Consider the following 19,016-nt stretch of genomic DNA (forward strand, 5'->3'; position numbering starts at 1 on the left):
GAGCGTTTATGGAGACCCCACAGTCTCTCTACTGATGGCCATCTGGCGCAAAATGGCCCCCACGCCAGCTCCCCGCCGTGACAAGCGTCACGTGGTGCGAGGCATGGATCCCGTTCTTTGTGTGATCTCCACGAAGCGTTCAACCTCCCCTTTGTGGGCGACTGATGGTGATCGAGCGTTCACTCCTCGACTACGGTCAAGCTGTCCTGACCTCCCTCACCCCTGCGGAGTACCGATGAGCACCGCCGCCGCCCCCGTCCGTTCCCTCGGCTCCCTCCGCTCGGGAACGGTCCTCGCCGACCTGCTGCCGTCCTCCCGTGCCAGGGACATCGCCCTCGTCGTGGGCGGCGCCGCGCTCACCGGCATCGCCGCGCAGATAGCCGTCCCGGTCCCCGGCTCGCCGGTCCCGGTGTCCGGCCAGACCTTCGCGGCCCTGCTCGTCGGCACGGCGCTCGGCGCCCGCCGCGGCTTCCTCTCCCTCGCCCTGTACGCGGTCGTGGGCATGGCGGGCGTGCCGTGGTTCGCCGAGGCCAAGTCCGGCTTCGCGATGCCGTCCTTCGGCTACATCCTCGGCATGCTGCTCGCCGCCACGGTCGTCGGCGCGCTCGCGCGGCGCGGCGCCGACCGCTCCGTGCTCCGCACGGCGGGCGCGATGGTGCTCGGCTCCGCGGTCATCTACGCGGTCGGCGTCCCGTACCTGGCCTTCGCCACCGGCATGACCCTCCCGCAGGCGATCGCCGCGGGCCTCACCCCGTTCCTGATCGGTGACGCTCTCAAGGCCGCCCTCGCGATGGGCGCCCTGCCGGCCACCTGGAAGCTCCTGGGCCGCAAGGCCTGAAATTCAGCCCCGCCGGCGATTGAGGCGCGGGGTCTGGGGCGGAGCCCCAGTTCGGGAAGGGGCGGGGTGGGGAAGGAGCCCGCCGCAGGCGCCCCCCACCCACCGGCCCGCACTCGCAGGCGCCGCCAGATACAAGAAGGCTCTCCGTGCAACCGACGTCGTCGGTGTACGGAGAGCCTTCCGGTTACCGGGGAAGCTACTTGTCCGTGAGCTGCGAACCCTTCGCGAACCGGTCCTTGACCAGCGCGATCACCAACACCAACGCCGCCACGAGCAGCGAAAGCACGACCTGCTCCCGCGCGCTACCACCGTCGTAAAGCATGTAGCCGAGGACGAAGACGATCATCGCGATCGTCGCCCACGTCAGGTACGGGAAGAGCCACATCTTCACGACGAGCTTCTCCGGCGACTCCCGCAGGATGATCCCGCGCATCCGCAACTGCGTCACGCAGATGACCAGCCAGACGAAGAGCGCGACCGCGCCGGACGAGTTCAGCAGGAACGCGAAGACGGTGTCGGGCCACTGGTAGTTGAAGAAGACCGCGACGAAGCCGAAGACGACGGACGAGAGGATCGCGGCCGTCGGCACGCCCCGCTTGTTGGTCTTCGCGAACGCCTTCGGCGCGTCGCCGCGCCGGCCGAGCGAGAAGGCCATCCGGGAAGCGGTGTACAGACCCGAGTTCAGGCAGGACAGCACGGCCGTCAGGACGATCACGTTCATGACCTGGCCGGCGTGCGGGATGCCGATCGAGTCGAGGGCGGCGACGTACGAGCCCTTCTCGACGATCGACTTGTCGTTCCACGGCAGCAGCGTCAGGACCACGAAGATCGAGCCCAGGTAGAAGACGCCGATCCGCCAGATCACGCTGTTGGTGGCCTTGGTGACGGCCTTCTGCGGGTCCTCGGACTCACCGGCGGCGAGGGTGACGATCTCGCTGCCCATGAAGGAGAAGACGACCATCAGCACACCGGTGAGGATCGCGCCCGCGCCCATCGGGAGGAAGCCCCCGGCGTCGGAGAGATGCGCGAAGCCCGCGCCCGGGTTGTCCGAGCCCGGCAGCACGCCGAAGACGGCGAGGAGGCCGACCACCACGAAGGCGGCGATCGCGACGACCTTGATGCCGGCGAACCAGAACTCGAACTCGCCGTACGAGGAGACGGAGGCGAGGTTGGTCGCGGTCAGCACCACCATGACGATGAGCGCCCAGGCCCACTGCGGCACGGCCGGGATCCAGCTCTCCAGGATCACGGCGCCGGCGGTCGCCTCGACGGCGAGCACGACGACCCAGAAGAACCAGTACAGCCAGCCGATCGTGAAGCCGGCCCAGCGGCCCAGCGCCTGGTCGGCGTAGGCGGAGAACGAACCGGACGACGGCCGGGCGGCGGCCATCTCGCCGAGCATCCGCATCACGAAGACGACCATCGTGCCGACGAGCGCGTACGAGAGAAGGATGGCGGGACCGGCCGCGGCGATGCCGGAGCCGGAGCCGACGAACAGGCCGGCACCGATCACACCACCGATGGCGATCATCGAGAGGTGACGGTTCTTGAGACCGGCCTTGAGTCCGTCGGAGGGCTGCGAATCACCGGTGTTTCCGGTGGTCTCGCCTTCCTTCGCAAGGGTCGGCTGCGTGTTCATGAACGCTTCCTTACATCTGTGGGGCACTCGGGTCACGAGCCCGAGCATTCAACACCGGAGTCCGGGGCGATCGGAAGGGCCGACTCCGGATCGTTGCGTAAGGGCCAAAGGTCCGCACCGGTCCGGACGAAGGCCTCGACCGATCCGGACCAAGGGCCCGACCCCGCTGACCGCTACCCCGCCCCTCGCGTGCCACACTCGGAACCATGCGCGTGTACCTCGGCTCCGACCATGCCGGCCTCGAACTCAAGAACCACCTCGTCGAGTGGCTGAAGGCCCATGGCCACGAGCCCGTCGACTGTGGTCCCCACATCTACGACGCCCTGGACGACTACCCGCCGTTCTGCCTGCGTGCCGCCGAGAAGACGGCCGCGGACCCGGACAGCCTGGGCATCGTCATCGGCGGCTCGGGCAACGGCGAGCAGATCGCCGCGAACAAGGTGAAGGGGGTGCGCGCCGCCCTCGCGTGGAGCGTGCAGACCGCCGCCCTGGGCCGCGAGCACAACAACGCCAACGTCGTCTCCATCGGCGGCCGGATGCACACCCAGGACGAGGCCACCACCTTCGTCGAGGTCTTCCTCAAGACCCCGTACTCCGGTGAGGAGCGTCACACCCGCCGAATCGACATGCTCACCGCGTACGAGACCACCGGCGAGCTTCCCCCGATCCCGGCCCACCACCCGCAGCAGGGCTGACCCGCCCGAGTCCGTGCCGCCGGACCGGTCCGGCGGCACGGCCACGCCGTCCCGCACGTCCAGGAGAACAGCAGTGCCCGAGGGGCATACGATCCACCGCCTGGCCGAGGATCACCTCGACCGCTTCGCAGGGTGGCCCGTCCGCGTGAGCAGCCCGCAGGGGAAGTTCTCCGACAGCGCGGCTCTCCTCGACGGGCGGATCCTGGACGGCGTCGACGCCCACGGAAAGCACCTCTTCCTCGGCTTCGAGGACACCGGATGGGTCCACGTCCACCTCGGACTCTTCGGCAAGCTCGGCTTCGGTACGACGCCGGCGCCGCCGCCGACGGACACCGTCCGGTTGCGTCTCCTCAACGACGACCACTACGCGGACCTGCGCGGCCCGACCACCTGCACGCTGATCACCGAACCCGAGAAGCGGGCGATACACGACCGCCTCGGGCCCGACCCGCTCCGGAACGGCGACGACCCGGAGAAGTCCTGGCACCGCATTTCCCGATCGAGGACGACGATCGCTGCGCTACTGATGGACCAGAAGGTCATCGCGGGCGTAGGGAACGTGTACCGGGCGGAGGTCCTGTTCCGCCACGGCGTGGACCCGTACCGCGCGGGCAAGGACGTCACGCGCGAGGAGTGGGCCGCGATGTGGACGGACCTGGTCGGCCTGATGCGCGAGGGCGTCCGCAACAACCGCATCGACACCGTCCGCCCCGAGCACACCCCCGAGGCGATGGGCCGCCCGCCGCGCGTCGACGACCACGGCGGCGAGGTCTACGTCTACCGCCGGGCCCGCCAGGCCTGTCACATCTGTGGCGGCGAGATCCGCACCGCCGACCTCGCCGCCCGCAACCTCTTCTGGTGCCCGGGCTGCCAGCAGCGCTGACGCGCGACCCCTTGTGGGTAATCGTCCCGCAGGGCGGGACGGGTGGGCACAAGGGACGGCGCCCGAGCGGGCGCCTCCGCCCCGTGCCCCCCACCACGAGCCCACCGCGCTAGAACCCGTGCGGCAACCACGGCGCGACAGGCGACCCGAACGCCACGGACGCCTCCACCAGCGCCCCGCCCCGAAGCTCCCGCACCCGCCCGGCCGCGGCCAGCGAAACCAGCGAGTTACCGCCGAGGTAAGCAGCACCCAACTCCCGTACGGACAAGGAAAGATCAGCGGCCTCGTCGGTACGCGTACAGATCGCCCCCTTCGCGTCCCCCGTAAGCCGCCACCGCCCCTCATTCCAAGGACAGAACGCGTCCGAGACCTCCAACACCACATCCACCGGCGCCTGATACGTCCGCGCCTCCAACGCCGCCCCCACCTCCACCAGCCGCAGATGCAGCGCGTCCCGCAGCGTCGGCTCGCATCGCCGTACGTCCGACACCAGGTGCTGCCACGCGTCGTCCACCGGCCGGCTGTGGATCCGTACCGTCGACGTCAGGTCGATCGAGCAGAGGAAGCGCCACAACGCCCCCTCCGCCGCCGGATCCAGCGCCTCCAGGTCCTTCACGAGCACCACGCCCTCCGCCCCGGCGTGCGACCACTCCGACTTGATGGCGTACCGCGCGTACCCGACGACCTCCCCGTCGCGCTCCGCGAGCACGCACAGCCGCGGCGAGGCACCGCCCCGCTGGCTCTCCGGGTCGAGCAGCGGCACCTTCTCCCACCCGGGCCGGCGCGCCAGCATCCCCGGCCGGCCCGCGACCCGCCGCGCGTACACCGCCTCGCACGCCGCCGCCGACTTCGTCAGGTCGGCCTGCCGCAGGGTCACACCGTCCGTGCCGTCGGGCACGGTCAGCCGCACCCGGTTCGTGTCGATCGTCGCCCGCGCCGTGTACGTGGCGACGCCGTAACCGAACCGCCCGTAGATCGCCGGCTCCGAGGCCGTCAACACCGCCAGCGGCTCGCCCCCCGCCCGTACGTCGTCGAGCTGGCGCCGCATCATCGAGGTCAGGATCCCGCGCCGCCGGTGCGTCGCGGCCACGCCCACCATCGTGACGCCCGCCGCCGGCACGACCGCCCCGCCCGGCACGGACAGCCGGAACGAGAACGCCCCCGCCGAACCCACGCAGCGCTCGCCGTCCCAGACGCCGATCGAGCGGTCGTACTCGGTCAGCTCCTGCCAGAGCGCGCGCTCCTCGGGAGCTTCCGGTACACCGCCGAAGGCGAGCTCCAGCATCCCGTACCACTCGTCCCACTCGGCAGACTCGAGTACGCGCAGTTCAGTCGTCATATGCCATCGATACCAGCGCCCGGCAGCCCGGGGCGACCCGATTTCGCGCGCAATGTCTCAGGGGTCCCCCTGCACGAGGTCCGACCGGGTGGATAGGGTCCAGGCCAATGGGAAATCGAGCGGGTGTCGCCACGTACCCGGCCCGGATGCGCAGGAGCGCCCACCGGGTCCGCGTCGCGCTGCGCAGATCCGGCGTCGACTACTTCCGCGGTGAGGGCTCCGACTGGGTCGCCTTCGCCGCGCTGCTGCTCACCATCCCGGCCATCACCTGGGGAACCCTGGCCGACCCGGTGTGGTGCGCCCCCGCCACCCTCGTCCTGCCGATCGTCGCCGGGGGGCTGCTGCTGCGCCCCGCGAGCCTGCTCGGTCTGTACGCGGCCGCCGCCGGCGCCCTGATCGTCGAGTCCCTCGTGCTCGGCCCGTACACGCAGGGCCCCGCCCGGGTCACCCCCGGAACGGTCCTGGTCGTCGCCGCCTGCGGGCTCTTCGGACTGCTCATCGCCCAGTTCCGGGCCCGCGTCGGCGTGCCGTGGCGGCGCGGCGGCACCATGCTCTTCGACCTGCGCGAGCGGATCAGGGCCCAGAGCGCCCTGCCCCGGCTTCCGAAGGGCTGGCACCGTGAGATGGCGCTCCGCCCGGCCGGCGGCCAGTCCTTTTCCGGAGACTTCGTCGTCGCGGCCCGCACCCACGGCGGCCGGACCCTGGAGGTCCTGCTCACGGACGTCTCCGGGAAGGGCATGGACGCCGCGTCGCGCTCCCTGCTGCTCTCCGGGGCCTTCGGCGGGCTGCTCGGCTCGCTGCCGCCGCACGCCTTCCTGCCCGCCGCCAACGGCTACCTGCTCCGCCAGGACTGGGACGAGGGCTTCGCCACCTCCATCCACCTCGTCCTCGACCTGGAGTCCGGGGACTACGAACTCCTCTCCGCCGGGCACCTGCCCGCGCTCCAGCTCCACGCGGGCACGGGACGCTGGGAGGAGAAGTCCGGCGAGGGCCCGCTGCTCGGTGTCTACGACGGCGCCGAGTTCCACCCGGTCAAGGGCTCCCTGCGCCCAGGGGACGTCCTGATGCTCTTCACCGACGGCCTGGTCGAGTCCGCCGAGCGGGACATCGCCGAGGGCATCGACCGGCTGACCGGCGAGGCCGACCGCTACGTCGCCGCCGGCTTCGAGGGCGCGGCCTGGCATCTCATCGAGGCCTGCGCGAAGGACGTCAACGACGACCGCGCCCTGCTCCTCATCAGCCGCAAGGCCTGACCGCCCGAAGGCCGCCTCCTGTCCACCCACCTGACCGCCCGCGCCGCCACCCGGCGCCGTAGAGTCGGCGCATGCCGCGCCTCACCCTCGCCCAGGTCGAGTCCCTCGCCGTCGCCGCCCACGAGGGCCAGACCGACAAAGCGGGCCGCCCGTACGCCGAGCATCTGCGGGCGGTCGCCGAGGGGGTGCGGGCGCGGGGCGGGAGCGAGGAGCAGATCGCGGCGGCCTGGCTGCACGACGCCGTCGAGGACGACGCCCTCTCCGCCGAGTGGCTGGATTCGGCCGAACTCCCGTGCGCGGTCAAGGACATGGTGCTCGCCCTCACGAAGCGGACGGGCGAGGAACTGGAGTCGTACACCCGCCGGATCCTGGCCGTCCCCGGCGCCCTCCTCGTCAAGGAGGCCGACCTCGCGCACAACGCCGACCCGGCCCGCCTCGCGGTTCTCGACGAACCGACGCGGACCCGGCTGACCGCCAAGTACGCGACCGTACGCGGGCTGCTCGGGCTGTCCGCCGACTGACGCCGGGCGGCCGGCCCGAAACGATCAAGACGAAAATCGCTCGGGTTGGCTCGATTCGTACGTCGACGATTCGTCACCCGGCGTCAGTGGGCAAGAAGTTGGTGGCACGATGGATGCAGCGGGGGTGTTCTGTGACGTGCGCTCCCGGGCGGCAAGGTGGGACCGACCGAGGGTGTGATCAGTTGTGGCCATTTCGCTATCCGTGGTGCTGCTGTTGGCGGTCATCCTGGTGGTGCTGATCCGCGGCGGGAACCTGAAGGCCGGCCCGGCCGTCGTCGCGGTCCTCTTCGGCTTCTTCCTTGCCTCCACGGGCATGGCCGACGACATCCAGCGCTTCCTGGACTCGATAACGTCGACGGTGGGCTCCATCAAGTTCTGAGGCCCGCGCCGGTCCCGCGCGCCGGGCCCCGCCGCGACTCAGACCTTCTTCGCCGGGGCCTTCTTCGCGGCGGTCCGCTTCGCCTTCGCGCCTCCGCCGGCGCCGCTCCGCGCGCGCTTGGCGGGCGCGGCCTTCCGGCTCCGCGCGGACTTCTCCGCACGCGCGGGCTTCGCGGGCTTCTCCGGGCTCGCGGCCGCCGGGGCCGACGCCTCCCGGGACGTCCCCGCCGGCCAGGAGAACTCGATCTCCAGCTCGATCTTCCCGTCGCCGACCTCCCACTCCACCTCGGCCCAGAGTTCGTCGGGGATCCGCAGGGTCAGCACTCCGGTGATGAGCGACAGCTCCGCCACACCGCCGCTCCTCATCGCCTTCGCGAGCTCCTCCAGCACTTCCGCCGCCTCGATCACTGTCATCGGGTGGCTCTGCTCGAACTTGAGATCCTTCACGACTGCCTCCGATGCGGCAGAAACAGGGGACAGTGCCCATTCTCTGGCCGCACCACGGAAAACGCCTCGGGGCCGGGCCGGAGGAGTGAACCTCCGGCCCGGCCCCGAGGCCGGAAGAGCGGGCGACGGGAATCGAACCCGCGTAGCTAGTTTGGAAGACTAGGGCTCTACCATTGAGCTACGCCCGCAAGTGACGCGCCGCAGGTCACGAGGGCCGCGGCACGGACAGCATCGTAGCGGGTCCCGGGCGGTCCCCGCACGCCCCATAAAGAGGGGGCGTCGCACTGTCTCCGTGCATGTACCCTACGTGTCGCACCGACGGGGTGTGGCGCAGCTTGGTAGCGCGTCCGCTTTGGGAGCGGAAGGCCGTGGGTTCAAATCCCGCCACCCCGACCATCGAGATCACACATCACGAGATCACGCGTCACAAGATCGCGTTGTGGGCCTCATCCCGCTTGCGGTTACTATGCAAGCTGCGTGCCCGTGTGTCTCTCTGACCGGGCCGATCGGCCGGAACCGCCCACCAAGCGGCATCGGCAGAATCCAAGAATCAGCCACCAAGGAGACCGAACCGTGAAGAGCGCCGTGGAGACCCTGAACCCGACTCGGGTTCGGCTCACTGTCGAGGTGCCCTTCGAGGAGCTCAAGGACAGCCTCGACGCGGCGTACAAGAAGATCAACCAGCAGGTCACGGTCAAGGGCTTCCGTAAGGGCAAGATCCCGGCTCGTGTGATCGACCAGCGGTTCGGCCGTGGTGCGGTGCTGGAGGAGGCCGTCAACGACGCCCTCCCGAAGTTCTACACCGAGGCCGTCAACGAGGCCGAGGTCAACCCGCTGGGTCAGCCCGAGGTCGACATCACCGAGCTGAAGGACGGCGAGCTGCTGGCCTTCACCGCCGAGGTCGACATCCGCCCGACGATCGAGATCCCGGACTACTCCGGCATCGAGGTCACCGTCGACGCGGTCGAGGTCACCGACGAGGACATCGAGAAGTCCGTGGAGCAGCTGCGCGAGCGCTTCGCCTCCACGAACCCGGTCGAGCGCGCCGCGGCCGACGGTGACGTCGTCACCATCGACCTCGAGGCCAAGGTCGACGGCGAGGTCCTCCCGGACGGTGTCGCCCAGGGCGTCTCGTACACCATCGGTTCCGGCGAGCTCCTCGACGGCATCGACGAGGCCGTCACCGGCCTGGAGGCCGGCGGCGAGGCCACCTTCACCTCGCAGCTGAAGGGCGGCTCCGCCGAGGGCAAGGACGCGGAGGTCACCGTCAAGGTCGCCGCCGTCGCCGCCCGTGAGCTCCCCGAGCTCGACGACGACTTCGCGCAGCTCGCGTCGGAGTTCGACACCCTCGACGAGCTCAAGGCCGACAGCCGCAAGCGCCTCGAGAACATGAAGCAGTTCGACCAGGCCACCCAGGCCCAGGAGCGCGTCCTCGACGAGCTGCTGAAGCTGGCGGAGGTCCCGATCCCCGAGAAGCTCCTCGAGGACGAGATCAACACCCGCAAGCACAACCTGGAGCACCACCAGCTCGGCCAGATGGGCATCGACCTCGCGAAGTACCTGGAGATCCAGGGCAAGACCGAGGAAGAGTTCCTGGCGGAGACCAAGGAGCAGGCCGAGAAGGGCATCAAGACGCAGTTCATCCTCGATGAGCTCGTCAACAAGGAGAAGCTGAACGTCAGCCAGGAGGAGCTCACCGAGCACCTCATGCGCCGCGCCGCCTCCTCCGGCATGTCCCCCGACCAGTTCGCCCAGGCCGTCGTCGAGGGTGGCCAGGTGCCGATGCTCGTCGGCGAGGTCGCCCGCGGCAAGGCCCTCGCGGTCGTCGTCGAGGCCGCCAAGGTCGTCGACACCAACGGTGAGACCGTCGACCTCGAGGACGACGAGGACGAGACCGAGACCGCCGCCGAGGCCGTCGAGGCCGTCACCGGCGAGGCCGAGGTCGCCGAGGAGAAGAACGAGGCCTGAGCCTCGCGCTGAACCGATGAACCGCTGGTCCACGGGCCCGGACGCACTGCTGTGCGCCGGGCCCGTGCCCGTATACGGACCCCGTACGCACGCCCCGTGGAACGGCTCGTAACCTTGCGCTCCCAGCGAACAGTTCGGGAACCGGGATGGCGTTGTCCTACCTGCGCGTTAGGGTCCATGAATACGAGGGCAATGCCCTCCGAACGAGACGCTGAGACGGCCCGTCGCCGTCGGAGACGAGCAGGTGGATACGTGACGAATCTGAAGCCTTACGCCGCGGGTGAGCCGTCCATCGGTGGTGGCCTCGGCGACCATGTCTACAACCGGCTGCTCGGCGAGCGGATCATCTTCCTCGGCCAGCAGGTCGACGACGAGATCGCCAACAAGATCACCGCGCAGATGCTTCTCCTGGCCGCAGACCCGGAGAAGGACATCTTCCTGTACATCAACAGCCCCGGTGGCTCGGTGACGGCCGGCATGGCCATCTACGACACCATGCAGTACATCCCGAACGACGTCGTCACCATCGGTATGGGCATGGCGGCCTCGATGGGCCAGTTCCTGCTCACCGGCGGCGCCGCCGGCAAGCGCTTCGCGCTGCCGAACACCGACGTCCTGATGCACCAGGGCTCCGCCGGTATCGGTGGCACCGCCTCGGACATCAAGATCCAGGCCGAGTACCTCCTTCGTACGAAGAAGCGCATGGCCGAGATCACCGCGCTGCACTCCGGCCAGACCGTCGAGACGATCATCCGCGACGGTGACCGCGACCGCTGGTTCACGGCGGAGGAGGCCAAGAGCTACGGCCTCATCGACGACATCATCACGCACGCCGCGGGCGTTCCCGGCGGCGGCGGCACGGGCGCCTGAGCCCGGCAGCCCGCCAGAGCCCCAGCCCCCGCCGAACGCCACCAGGACGGTGAACATCCAGATGCAGAACAACCTCTCCCCGAGCGGCCTCTACACCGGCGCGCCGATGGACAACCGGTACGTCGTCCCGCGCTTCGTCGAGCGCACCTCGCAGGGCATCCGCGAGTACGACCCGTACGCGAAGCTCTTCGAGGAGCGCGTGATCTTCCTCGGCGTGCAGATCGACGACGCCTCCGCCAACGACGTCATGGCGCAGCTGCTGTGCCTGGAGTCGATGGACCCGGACCGTGACATCTCGATCTACATCAACAGCCCGGGCGGCTCGTTCACGGCCCTCACGGCCATCTACGACACGATGCAGTTCGTGAAGCCGGACATCCAGACGGTCTGCATGGGCCAGGCGGCCTCCGCCGCGGCCGTGCTGCTCGCCGCCGGTACGCCCGGCAAGCGGATGGCCCTGCCGAACGCCCGCGTGCTGATCCACCAGCCGTCCGGCGGCACCGGCCGTGAGCAGCTCTCCGACCTGGAGATCGCGGCCAACGAGATCCTGCGTATGCGTACGCAGCTGGAGGAGATGCTGGCCAAGCACTCCTCGACGCCGATCGAGAAGATCCGCGACGACATCGAGCGCGACAAGATCCTGACCGCCGAGGACGCCCTCGCGTACGGCCTGGTCGACCAGATCGTCTCGACCCGCAAGACCACGGCGGCCGCGGCAGCCTGACGCCCGACCTTCCCCTGGCACGGTCCGCGTGGCCGAATCCCGACCATGTGAACCGTGCCAAGGGGGGCCCGAACGGGGGGCCCGGCAAGGTACCGTCGAATATGAGGCACCAGGAGTCGCTGAACCAAGCGCTCCCAGGCGAAGGGGAAGCACCTCGTGGCACGCATCGGTGATGGCGGCGATCTGCTCAAGTGCTCGTTCTGCGGAAAGAGCCAGAAGCAGGTGAAGAAGCTCATCGCGGGACCCGGTGTGTACATCTGCGATGAGTGCATCGACCTCTGCAACGAGATCATCGAGGAGGAGCTCGCCGAGACGAGCGAGGTGCGGTGGGAGGAACTCCCGAAGCCCCGCGAGATCTACGAGTTCCTTGAGGGGTACGTGGTCGGCCAGGAGCCGGCCAAGAAGGCGCTCTCGGTAGCGGTGTACAACCACTACAAGCGCGTCCAGGCCGGCGAGAACGGCGGCGCGGCGGGCCGTGACGACGCGATCGAACTGGCGAAGTCCAACATCCTGCTGCTGGGCCCCACGGGCTCCGGCAAGACGCTCCTGGCCCAGACGCTGGCGCGCATGCTCAACGTCCCGTTCGCCATCGCCGACGCGACGGCGCTGACGGAGGCCGGCTATGTCGGCGAGGACGTCGAGAACATCCTGCTCAAGCTGATCCAGGCGGCGGACTACGACGTCAAGAAGGCCGAGACCGGGATCATCTACATCGACGAGATCGACAAGGTCGCCCGCAAGAGCGAAAACCCGTCGATCACGCGCGATGTCTCGGGCGAGGGCGTGCAGCAGGCCCTGCTCAAGATCCTGGAGGGCACGACGGCCTCCGTCCCGCCGCAGGGCGGCCGGAAGCACCCGCACCAGGAGTTCATCCAGATCGACACGACGAACGTGCTCTTCATCGTGGGCGGCGCCTTCGCCGGCCTGGAGAAGCTCATCGAGTCGCGGGCGGGCGCGAAGGGCATCGGCTTCGGGGCGACGATCCGCTCGAAGCGCGAGATCGAGGCGAGCGACCAGTTCCAGGAGGTCATGCCGGAGGACCTGGTGAAGTTCGGGATGATCCCGGAGTTCATCGGCCGCCTCCCGGTGATCACCTCGGTCCACAACCTCGACCGCGAGGCCCTGCTCAAGATCCTCGTGGAGCCGCGCAACGCGCTGGTGAAGCAGTACCAGCGCCTCTTCGAACTCGACGGCGTGGAGCTGGACTTCGACCGCCCGGCCCTGGAGGCCATCGCCGACCAGGCGATCCTGCGCGGCACGGGCGCGCGAGGCCTGCGCGCGATCATGGAAGAAGTCCTGATGTCGGTGATGTACGAGGTCCCGTCCCGCAAGGACGTGGCCCGCGTGGTCATCACGGCGGACGTAGTCCGCAACAACGTGAACCCGACGCTGGTCCCGCGGATCGTGAAGAACGACGGGCGACACGAGAAGTCGGCGTAGCGCTTCGCGCACCAGTCGCACGTGAGGAGGGGCGCCCCCGATGGGGCGCCCCTCTTTGCCGTTCAGCTGGGATCATGCCTTGAGGCGAACTTCCTTGCGCAACCGTGCGGCGATGCCCGCCGCCTCCTCGGGCGGGGCGAACTCGCCCCGCCGCGAATGGTCGGCTCGGTTGAGCGTCCGCGCCGTGAGCTTGTACGGACCGTCGTCGGAGGGGGAGGCTCGCGGCGGCTGAACAGGGGGCAGCCGCACACCGCCCGTGGCCGAGGTCGACCCGGAAGGCCCCCGTCACCCACCACGCCGCACGCCCCTCCCACGACCGCCATCGCCAGCGCGCCGACGGCCAGGCGTGTCCGCCGTTCGATACGCATGGCCGGGCGCTCCCTTCCTGGGAAGACGGGAGCGTCCGGCCGACTCCTTCGAACCGGCCGGGCGTCGTTGGCTTTCCCAGCGGGGACGCCTTTGTAGAACGATCAAGCCAATCCCGAGCTCAGGAGTTGATCATCCAGCGCCTCTGTAGAACGCTTGGACGCGACCAAGATATTTGACCGACTGTCGTGTTGGGGGAGATGTGCATGACTAGTTCGAAGGTTCAGCGAATACTTGCCGCAGTGTGTGTGGCTGGCGCTGCGAGCATCCTGCCCGTGGTGGCCGCCGCTCCTGCGCAGGCGTCAGTGATCACCTGTCAGACGTACCTTCATGATGTGGGCTACAAGGTCGGCCCGAAGGTGACCACGGCCTGTGAGTGGGGTGCAAGTTTCACCCACGGGGGCTTTTGCTACCCCGCTCTTGTGTCCATAGGGGTCAAGGACCGTCACGCGACCCAGGCGTGCCGCCTGGCCTGAGGGGCCAGAGTTCCCCCATCTGGGGTCAACGGTCTGCGGACGGGGACGCCCGGCCAGTTCGTCCAACTGGCCGGGCGTCTCTACGGGCTGACTTGACCCGAGCTACTTGACCGCAACCCGGACTTCCTTGCGGAACTTGGCGGTGATGGCCGCGGCGTCCTCCGCGCTGCCGGGCTTGCCGGTGGCGATGGAGGCCATGTCCATCGGCGTCACGAAGCCCACCGTGCTGTGGTCCGCCCACACGCAGACCGTCATGGTGAACGCGGGAGTTCCTTCGGCGGGATCGGCCTTGCCCTTGGCCTGCTGGCACTTGAGGATCGCGCCGTCGAGTTCCGCCGGCTCGTACTCCTGTGGGCTGCCGACCAGTTCGGGCGCGTCGCCCTTGTCCCCGTTCTTGGCCTTGTCCTCGTCGGCCTTCGTCTTGATGGTGGCGAAGACGCTGTCGACGACCTTCTCGGGGTCGTCGATCTCACCGTAGAGGCCGCTGAAGGAGATGATTTTGGTGCCGAGCGGGTTGGCCTTGTCCTTCACCTGATATGAGGCGCTGACGTTCGTGGCGTTCTTGACGCCGTTCTGCTGGGCCTCCTTGAGGGCGCCCTTGTCGCCTCCGCTGTCAGGGCTCTTCTTGTACTCGGTGAGCACCGTCTCCGGGGTGATCAGCTTGTGCGGGCCGTCGTTCGCGACCGACGAGCCGCCATCGCCCATGGTGAAGAACCAGACGCCACCCGCGATCACCGCGAGCGCCACGACGGACGCGCCGATGATCAGGCCCGTCTTCTTCTTCGGGGCCGGCGGGGGCGGCGGGTAGCCGCCGGGGCCCTGGGGGGCGCCGTAAGGGGGCTGCTGGCCGTACTGGGGCTGCTGCTGCGGGTAGCCGTACGGCTGCTGCTGCGGCGGCACGCCCTGGGGCGCCTGCTGGGGGTAGCCGTAACCGGGCTGCGGCGCCTGCGGCTGCTGGCCGTACTGGCCCGGCTGCTGACCGTACGGGCCCGGCTGGCCGTACGGCCCGGGCTGCTGAGGCTGACCGCCGTACGGGCCCGGCTGGTTGTAACTCATGGACAGGTTCCCCTCACAGGATGTTTATGCCTAGCGAACATCCTGTCGGAAGCCGTGCTCCGGATGGGCGGCGGGGGGCACACCGTTACGGAACTATCGGGTTTCGGGACACCCCCGCCGCACCCCTAAACTGAGCCCGTGACCGAGAACACTCAGCAGCAGACAGCGCCCACCACCGAACTGCCGACCCAGTACGCGCCGGCCGAGGTAGAGGGGCCGCTGTACGAGCGCTGGGTAGAGCGCGGGTACTTCGAGGCCGACGCGAAGAGCGAGAAGCCGCCGTACACCATCGTCATCCCGCCGCCGAACGTCACCGGCTCGCTCCACCTGGGCCACGCCTTCGAGCACACGCTGATCGACGCCCTCACCCGCCGCAAGCGCATGCAGGGCTACGAGACGCTGTGGCAGCCCGGCATGGACCACGCCGGCATCGCCACCCAGAACGTCGTCGAGCGTGAGCTCGCCAAGGAGGGCAAGTCCCGCCACGACCTGGGCCGCGAGGCGTTCGTCGAGCGCGTCTGGCAGTGGAAGGGCGAGTCCGGCGGCCAGATCAGCGGTCAGATGCGTCGCCTCGGCGACGGCGTCGCCTGGTCCCGTGAGCGCTTCACCATGGACGAGGGTCTCTCGCAGTCCGTCCAGACCATCTTCAAGAAGCTCTACGACGACGAGCTGATCTACCGCGCCGAGCGCATCATCAACTGGTGTCCGCGCTGCCTGACGGCGATCTCGGACATCGAGGTCGAGTACCAGGACGACGACGGCGAGCTCGTCTCCATCCGCTACGGCGAGGGTGACGCGTCCATCGTCGTCGCGACGACCCGCGCCGAGACGATGCTCGGTGACACCGCCGTCGCCGTCCACCCGGACGACGAGCGGTACAAGCACATGGTCGGCACCGAGATCGAGCTGCCGCTGACCGGCCGCCGGATCCCGGTCGTCGCCGACGAGCACGTCGACCCCGAGTTCGGCACCGGCGCCGTCAAGGTGACGCCCGCGCACGACCCGAACGACTTCGAGATCGGCCAGCGCCACAACCTGCCGAACCTCACCGTCATGGACGAGCGTGCGGTCATCACCGCCCACGGCCCCTTCCAGGGCCTGGACCGTCTTGAGGCCCGTTCCGCCATCGTCGCCGCGCTGCGCGCCGAGGGCCGGATCGTCGCCGAGAAGCGTCCGTACGTCCACTCGGTCGGCCACTGCTCGCGCTGCAAGACCACGATCGAGCCGCGCCTGTCGATGCAGTGGTGGGTCAAGGTCGGCCCGCTCGCCAAGGCCGCCGGTGACGCGGTCCGCGACGGCAAGGTCAAGATCCACCCGCAGGAGATGGAGAAGCGGTACTTCGACTGGGTCGACAACCTGCACGACTGGTGCATCTCGCGCCAGCTGTGGTGGGGTCACCGCATCCCCGTCTGGTACGGCCCCGACGGCGAGATCGTCTGCGTCGGACCCGACGAGCAGCCGCCGACCGGCGAAGGCTGGCACCAGGACACGGATGTCCTCGACACCTGGTTCTCGTCCGGCCTGTGGCCGTTCTCGACGATGGGCTGGCCCGAGCAGACCGAGAGCCTCGCGAAGTTCTACCCGAACTCGGTCCTCGTCACCGGCTACGACATCCTCTTCTTCTGGGTCGCCCGGATGATGATGTTCGGCCTGTACGCGATGGACGGCACCCCGCCGTTCCACACCATCGCCCTGCACGGCATGGTCCGCGACCAGTTCGGCAAGAAGATGTCGAAGTCCTTCGGCAACGCGGTCAACCCGCTGGACTGGATGGACACCTACGGCTCCGACGCCGTCCGCTTCACCCTCGCGCGCGGCGCCAACCCGGGCGTCGACGTCCCGATCGGCGAGGACTGGGTCCAGGCGTCCCGTAACTTCGCCAACAAGATCTGGAACGCGACCCGCTTCGCGCTGATGAACGGCGCGACGGTCGAGGGCCCGCTCCCGGACGCCTCCGAGATGTCGGCGACGGACCGCTGGGTCCTCTCCCGTCTCAACAAGACGGTCGCCGAAGTCGACGCGCTCTACGACGACTACCAGTTCTCGAAGCTGTCGGAGGCGCTGTACCACTTCGCCTGGGACGAGGTCTTCGACTGGTACGTCGAGCTGTCGAAGACCACGTTCTTCGCGGGCGGCGAGGGTGCCAAGGTCTCCGGCCGGGTCCTCGGCGAGGTCCTGGACGTCATGCTGCGGCTGCTCCACCCGGTCGTCCCGTTCGTCACCGAGACGCTCTGGACCACGCTCACCGGCAAGGAGTCCGTCGTCATCGCCGACTGGCCCACCACTGTGCTGGTTCCTGGGGCTGACGCCCCGGGCGGCTTCCGCGACGAGGCCGCCGAGAAGGAGATCGAGCTGGTCCAGCAGCTCGTCACGGAGGTTCGTCGGTTCCGTTCGGACCAGGGTCTGCAGCCCGGCCAGAAGGTTCCGGCCCGCCTGGACCTGACCGGTACCGCGCTCGCCCCGCACGAGGCGGCCATCCGCCAGCTGCTGCGCCTCCAGCCGGAGGGCGAGGGCTTCTCCGCCACCGCCTCCCTGCCGGTCGCCGGGGCCACGGTCGCGCTCGACCTGTCCGGCACGATCGACGTGGCCGCGGAGCGCAAGCGGCTCGCGAAGGACCTGGCAGCCGCCGAGAAGGAGAAGGCGCAGGCGAACGGGAAGCTCGGCAACGAGGCGTTCCTGGCGAAGGCGCCGGACAACGTGGTCGACAAGATCCGTACGAGGCTCGCCAAGGCGGACGAGGACATCGCCCGCATCCAGGCGCAGCTGGAGCGGCTGCCGCAGGCGTAGGTGTAGGTGTAGGTGTAGGTGTCTGTGACGGAGGGGCCCGGAACCGTACGGTTCCGGGCCCCTCCGTGCTGTTGTCATGCTTCGCGCATCAAACGGCAGAATGACCGAAGTGCCCGATCTCACGCGAGAAGGGAACAAGGTCCGGGGCGGTGGGTCGAAGGACCTTGGATGATGGAAGGCATGTCCCGACTGCCCGCCTTCCCCGCGCTGCGCCGCCGCGTGGAGCGGTGGGCCGGCTCGCCGCCCGCCCTCGACGTCGTCACCGCCGTCAGCGCCTTCGCCCTGATGGTCCTGGACGTGCCCGGGCTCGCGCGCGCCGACAACTCGCTGACCGGGGTCACCGCGACCCTCGTCCTCGCGGCCGGCGCGGCGACGCTGGTGCTGCGGCGCCGGCTGCCGTGGATCCCGTACCTGGTGGCGCTCGCCCTGATGGGCTGGCTGCACGAGCTGACGATGATTCAGTTCGCGCTGTACTCGCTGGGCCGGTTCCGGGGCCGTAGGGTCGCCGTCGTCGCCACCGTTCTCTACGTGGCCGTGGCGTACGCGCTGTTCCAGCTGCCCGGCTGGCCCGCCCGGCACGGGGAGACGGTCAGCGAGTTCCTCAGCCTCGTCGTGCCCATCGGCGTGCTCGCGGCGGGCGTCGGCATCGCCGCGTACCGGCAGGACCTGGTGCGCGCCCTGGAGTCCCAGCGTGCGGAGGCCGCGGCGCGCCAGGCCGTCCAGGAGGAGCGGATCTCGGTCGGCCGGGACGTCCACGACCTGGTGGGGCGCGAGCTGACCGTGCTCTCGGTGCGGGCCGAGGTGCTCGCCGTACGGGCCCGGGGCGAGACGCACCACAAGGACTTCGAGGAGCTGTCGGACACCGCGCGGCGGGCCCACCACATGCTGAACGAGACGATCGTGCGGCGGGCGGACCGGGGCACGGTGACCCCGGGCCTCGAAGGGCTCGCCGCGCTCGCGGAGGAGAGCGAGCGGATGGGCAGCCCGGTCGAGCTCACGGTCGCCGACGAGGCCAAGGCGCTCTCGCCGCTGCGCCAGGCGGCCGTCCACCGGGTCGTCCAGGAGTGCCTGACGAACGCGGCCAAGCACGCGCCGGGCCTTCCGGTGACCGTCGTGATCTCGGTGACCGGCCGCGACCTGCGCGTCGAGGTCCGCAACCCGCTCCCCGAGACCCCGCCGGACCGCGCCCCGGTCTCGACGGGCACGGGCCTGTTCTCCATGCGGGAGCGCGTCACCAGCATGGGCGGCAGCCTCTCGGCGGGCCCGCACGGCGGTACGTACACGGTGACGGCCCTCCTCCCGGCGGGCTTCGACCGCACCTAGGCAGCCTTCGACC

Annotated in this window: 16 protein-coding genes and 2 tRNA genes; 13 read left to right on the forward strand and 5 right to left on the reverse strand. The window is 69.4% G+C overall.

All coding sequences use genetic code 11. The features are described from left to right. Positions 1 to 235: 235 nt before the first annotated feature. A complete protein-coding gene (locus tag Q5762_RS18750; RefSeq protein WP_315893291.1) occupies positions 236 to 838 on the forward strand; it encodes a biotin transporter BioY in 603 nt (200 codons plus the stop codon). A 196-nt stretch (positions 839 to 1,034) separates the two neighbouring features. Here the strand turns inward: Q5762_RS18750 and Q5762_RS18755 are convergent, their stop codons facing one another. Continuing rightward, the gene (locus tag Q5762_RS18755; RefSeq protein ID WP_315893292.1) at positions 1,035 to 2,477 is read right to left on the reverse strand and encodes an amino acid permease; all 1,443 of its coding nucleotides are present in this window, start codon (positions 2,475 to 2,477) and stop codon (positions 1,035 to 1,037) included. A gap of 206 nt (positions 2,478 to 2,683) precedes the next feature. Between Q5762_RS18755 and Q5762_RS18760 the strand changes: the two genes are divergently transcribed. Together Q5762_RS18760 and Q5762_RS18765 are read left to right on the forward strand one after the other, a co-directional pair. Next, positions 2,684 to 3,172, forward strand: a complete 489-nt coding sequence (locus Q5762_RS18760; RefSeq protein WP_315893293.1) for a ribose-5-phosphate isomerase — start codon at positions 2,684 to 2,686, stop codon at positions 3,170 to 3,172. 73 nt (positions 3,173 to 3,245) lie between these two features. Continuing rightward, complete coding sequence (locus Q5762_RS18765; protein ID WP_315893294.1) at positions 3,246 to 4,055, forward strand: DNA-formamidopyrimidine glycosylase family protein; 810 nt, start codon at positions 3,246 to 3,248, stop codon at positions 4,053 to 4,055. A gap of 109 nt (positions 4,056 to 4,164) precedes the next feature. Here Q5762_RS18765 and Q5762_RS18770 read toward each other — a convergent pair whose 3' ends face one another. After that, a complete protein-coding gene (locus tag Q5762_RS18770) occupies positions 4,165 to 5,394 on the reverse strand; it encodes a GNAT family N-acetyltransferase (protein WP_315893295.1) in 1,230 nt (409 codons plus the stop codon). Positions 5,395 to 5,501: 107 nt separating this feature from the next. Here Q5762_RS18770 and Q5762_RS18775 point away from each other — a divergent pair, with 107 nt between their 5' ends. The 3 genes from Q5762_RS18775 (at position 5,502) to Q5762_RS18785 (ending at position 7,547) form a co-directional block, all read left to right on the forward strand. Then, positions 5,502 to 6,647 (forward strand): PP2C family protein-serine/threonine phosphatase, encoded by a 1,146-nt coding sequence (locus Q5762_RS18775; protein WP_315893296.1) that lies wholly within the window; start codon positions 5,502 to 5,504, stop codon positions 6,645 to 6,647. Between the two features lie 71 nt (positions 6,648 to 6,718). Further along, on the forward strand, positions 6,719 to 7,168 hold the full coding sequence (locus Q5762_RS18780; protein ID WP_315893297.1) for an HD domain-containing protein: 450 nt from the start codon (positions 6,719 to 6,721) through the stop codon (positions 7,166 to 7,168). A gap of 184 nt (positions 7,169 to 7,352) precedes the next feature. Further along, a complete protein-coding gene (locus tag Q5762_RS18785) occupies positions 7,353 to 7,547 on the forward strand; it encodes a hypothetical protein (RefSeq protein WP_315893298.1) in 195 nt (64 codons plus the stop codon). Positions 7,548 to 7,585: 38 nt separating this feature from the next. On the opposite strand, the gene Q5762_RS18790 is transcribed toward Q5762_RS18785, so the two are convergent. After that, positions 7,586 to 7,993, reverse strand: coding sequence for an amphi-Trp domain-containing protein (locus Q5762_RS18790; protein ID WP_315893299.1), 408 nt, complete (start codon positions 7,991 to 7,993; stop codon positions 7,586 to 7,588). 117 nt (positions 7,994 to 8,110) lie between these two features. Further along, positions 8,111 to 8,181, reverse strand: a tRNA-Gly gene (locus Q5762_RS18795). Between the two features lie 131 nt (positions 8,182 to 8,312). On the opposite strand from Q5762_RS18795, the gene Q5762_RS18800 reads away from it, so the two are divergent. From Q5762_RS18800 to clpX, 5 genes are all read left to right on the forward strand, one after another. Then, positions 8,313 to 8,389 (forward strand) — tRNA-Pro (locus tag Q5762_RS18800). 177 nt (positions 8,390 to 8,566) lie between these two features. After that, complete coding sequence (gene tig / locus Q5762_RS18805) at positions 8,567 to 9,961, forward strand: trigger factor (RefSeq protein ID WP_315893300.1); 1,395 nt, start codon at positions 8,567 to 8,569, stop codon at positions 9,959 to 9,961. A gap of 252 nt (positions 9,962 to 10,213) precedes the next feature. Then, entirely contained in the window at positions 10,214 to 10,831 is a 618-nt protein-coding gene (locus Q5762_RS18810) for an ATP-dependent Clp protease proteolytic subunit (protein ID WP_315893301.1), read from the forward strand. A 61-nt stretch (positions 10,832 to 10,892) separates the two neighbouring features. Beyond that, on the forward strand, positions 10,893 to 11,555 hold the full coding sequence (locus tag Q5762_RS18815; protein ID WP_315893324.1) for an ATP-dependent Clp protease proteolytic subunit: 663 nt from the start codon (positions 10,893 to 10,895) through the stop codon (positions 11,553 to 11,555). 156 nt (positions 11,556 to 11,711) lie between these two features. Further along, positions 11,712 to 12,995 carry an ATP-dependent Clp protease ATP-binding subunit ClpX gene (gene clpX, locus Q5762_RS18820; protein WP_315893302.1) on the forward strand — a complete coding sequence of 428 codons (1,284 nt, stop codon included), beginning with the start codon at positions 11,712 to 11,714 and terminating at the stop codon, positions 12,993 to 12,995. 944 nt (positions 12,996 to 13,939) lie between these two features. Here the strand turns inward: clpX and Q5762_RS18825 are convergent. Further along, the gene (locus Q5762_RS18825; protein WP_315893303.1) at positions 13,940 to 14,893 is read right to left on the reverse strand and encodes a hypothetical protein; all 954 of its coding nucleotides are present in this window, start codon (positions 14,891 to 14,893) and stop codon (positions 13,940 to 13,942) included. A gap of 138 nt (positions 14,894 to 15,031) precedes the next feature. On the opposite strand from Q5762_RS18825, the gene Q5762_RS18830 reads away from it, so the two are divergent. Next, positions 15,032 to 17,680 carry a valine--tRNA ligase gene (locus Q5762_RS18830; protein WP_315893304.1) on the forward strand — a complete coding sequence of 883 codons (2,649 nt, stop codon included), beginning with the start codon at positions 15,032 to 15,034 and terminating at the stop codon, positions 17,678 to 17,680. Between the two features lie 180 nt (positions 17,681 to 17,860). Further along, the gene (locus tag Q5762_RS18835; RefSeq protein ID WP_315893305.1) at positions 17,861 to 19,003 is read left to right on the forward strand and encodes an ATP-binding protein; all 1,143 of its coding nucleotides are present in this window, start codon (positions 17,861 to 17,863) and stop codon (positions 19,001 to 19,003) included. The last annotated feature ends 13 nt before the right edge of the window (positions 19,004 to 19,016 follow it).

It is taken from the genome of Streptomyces sp. P9(2023), from assembly GCF_032436795.1.
Lineage (GTDB): Bacteria > Actinomycetota > Actinomycetes > Streptomycetales > Streptomycetaceae > Streptomyces.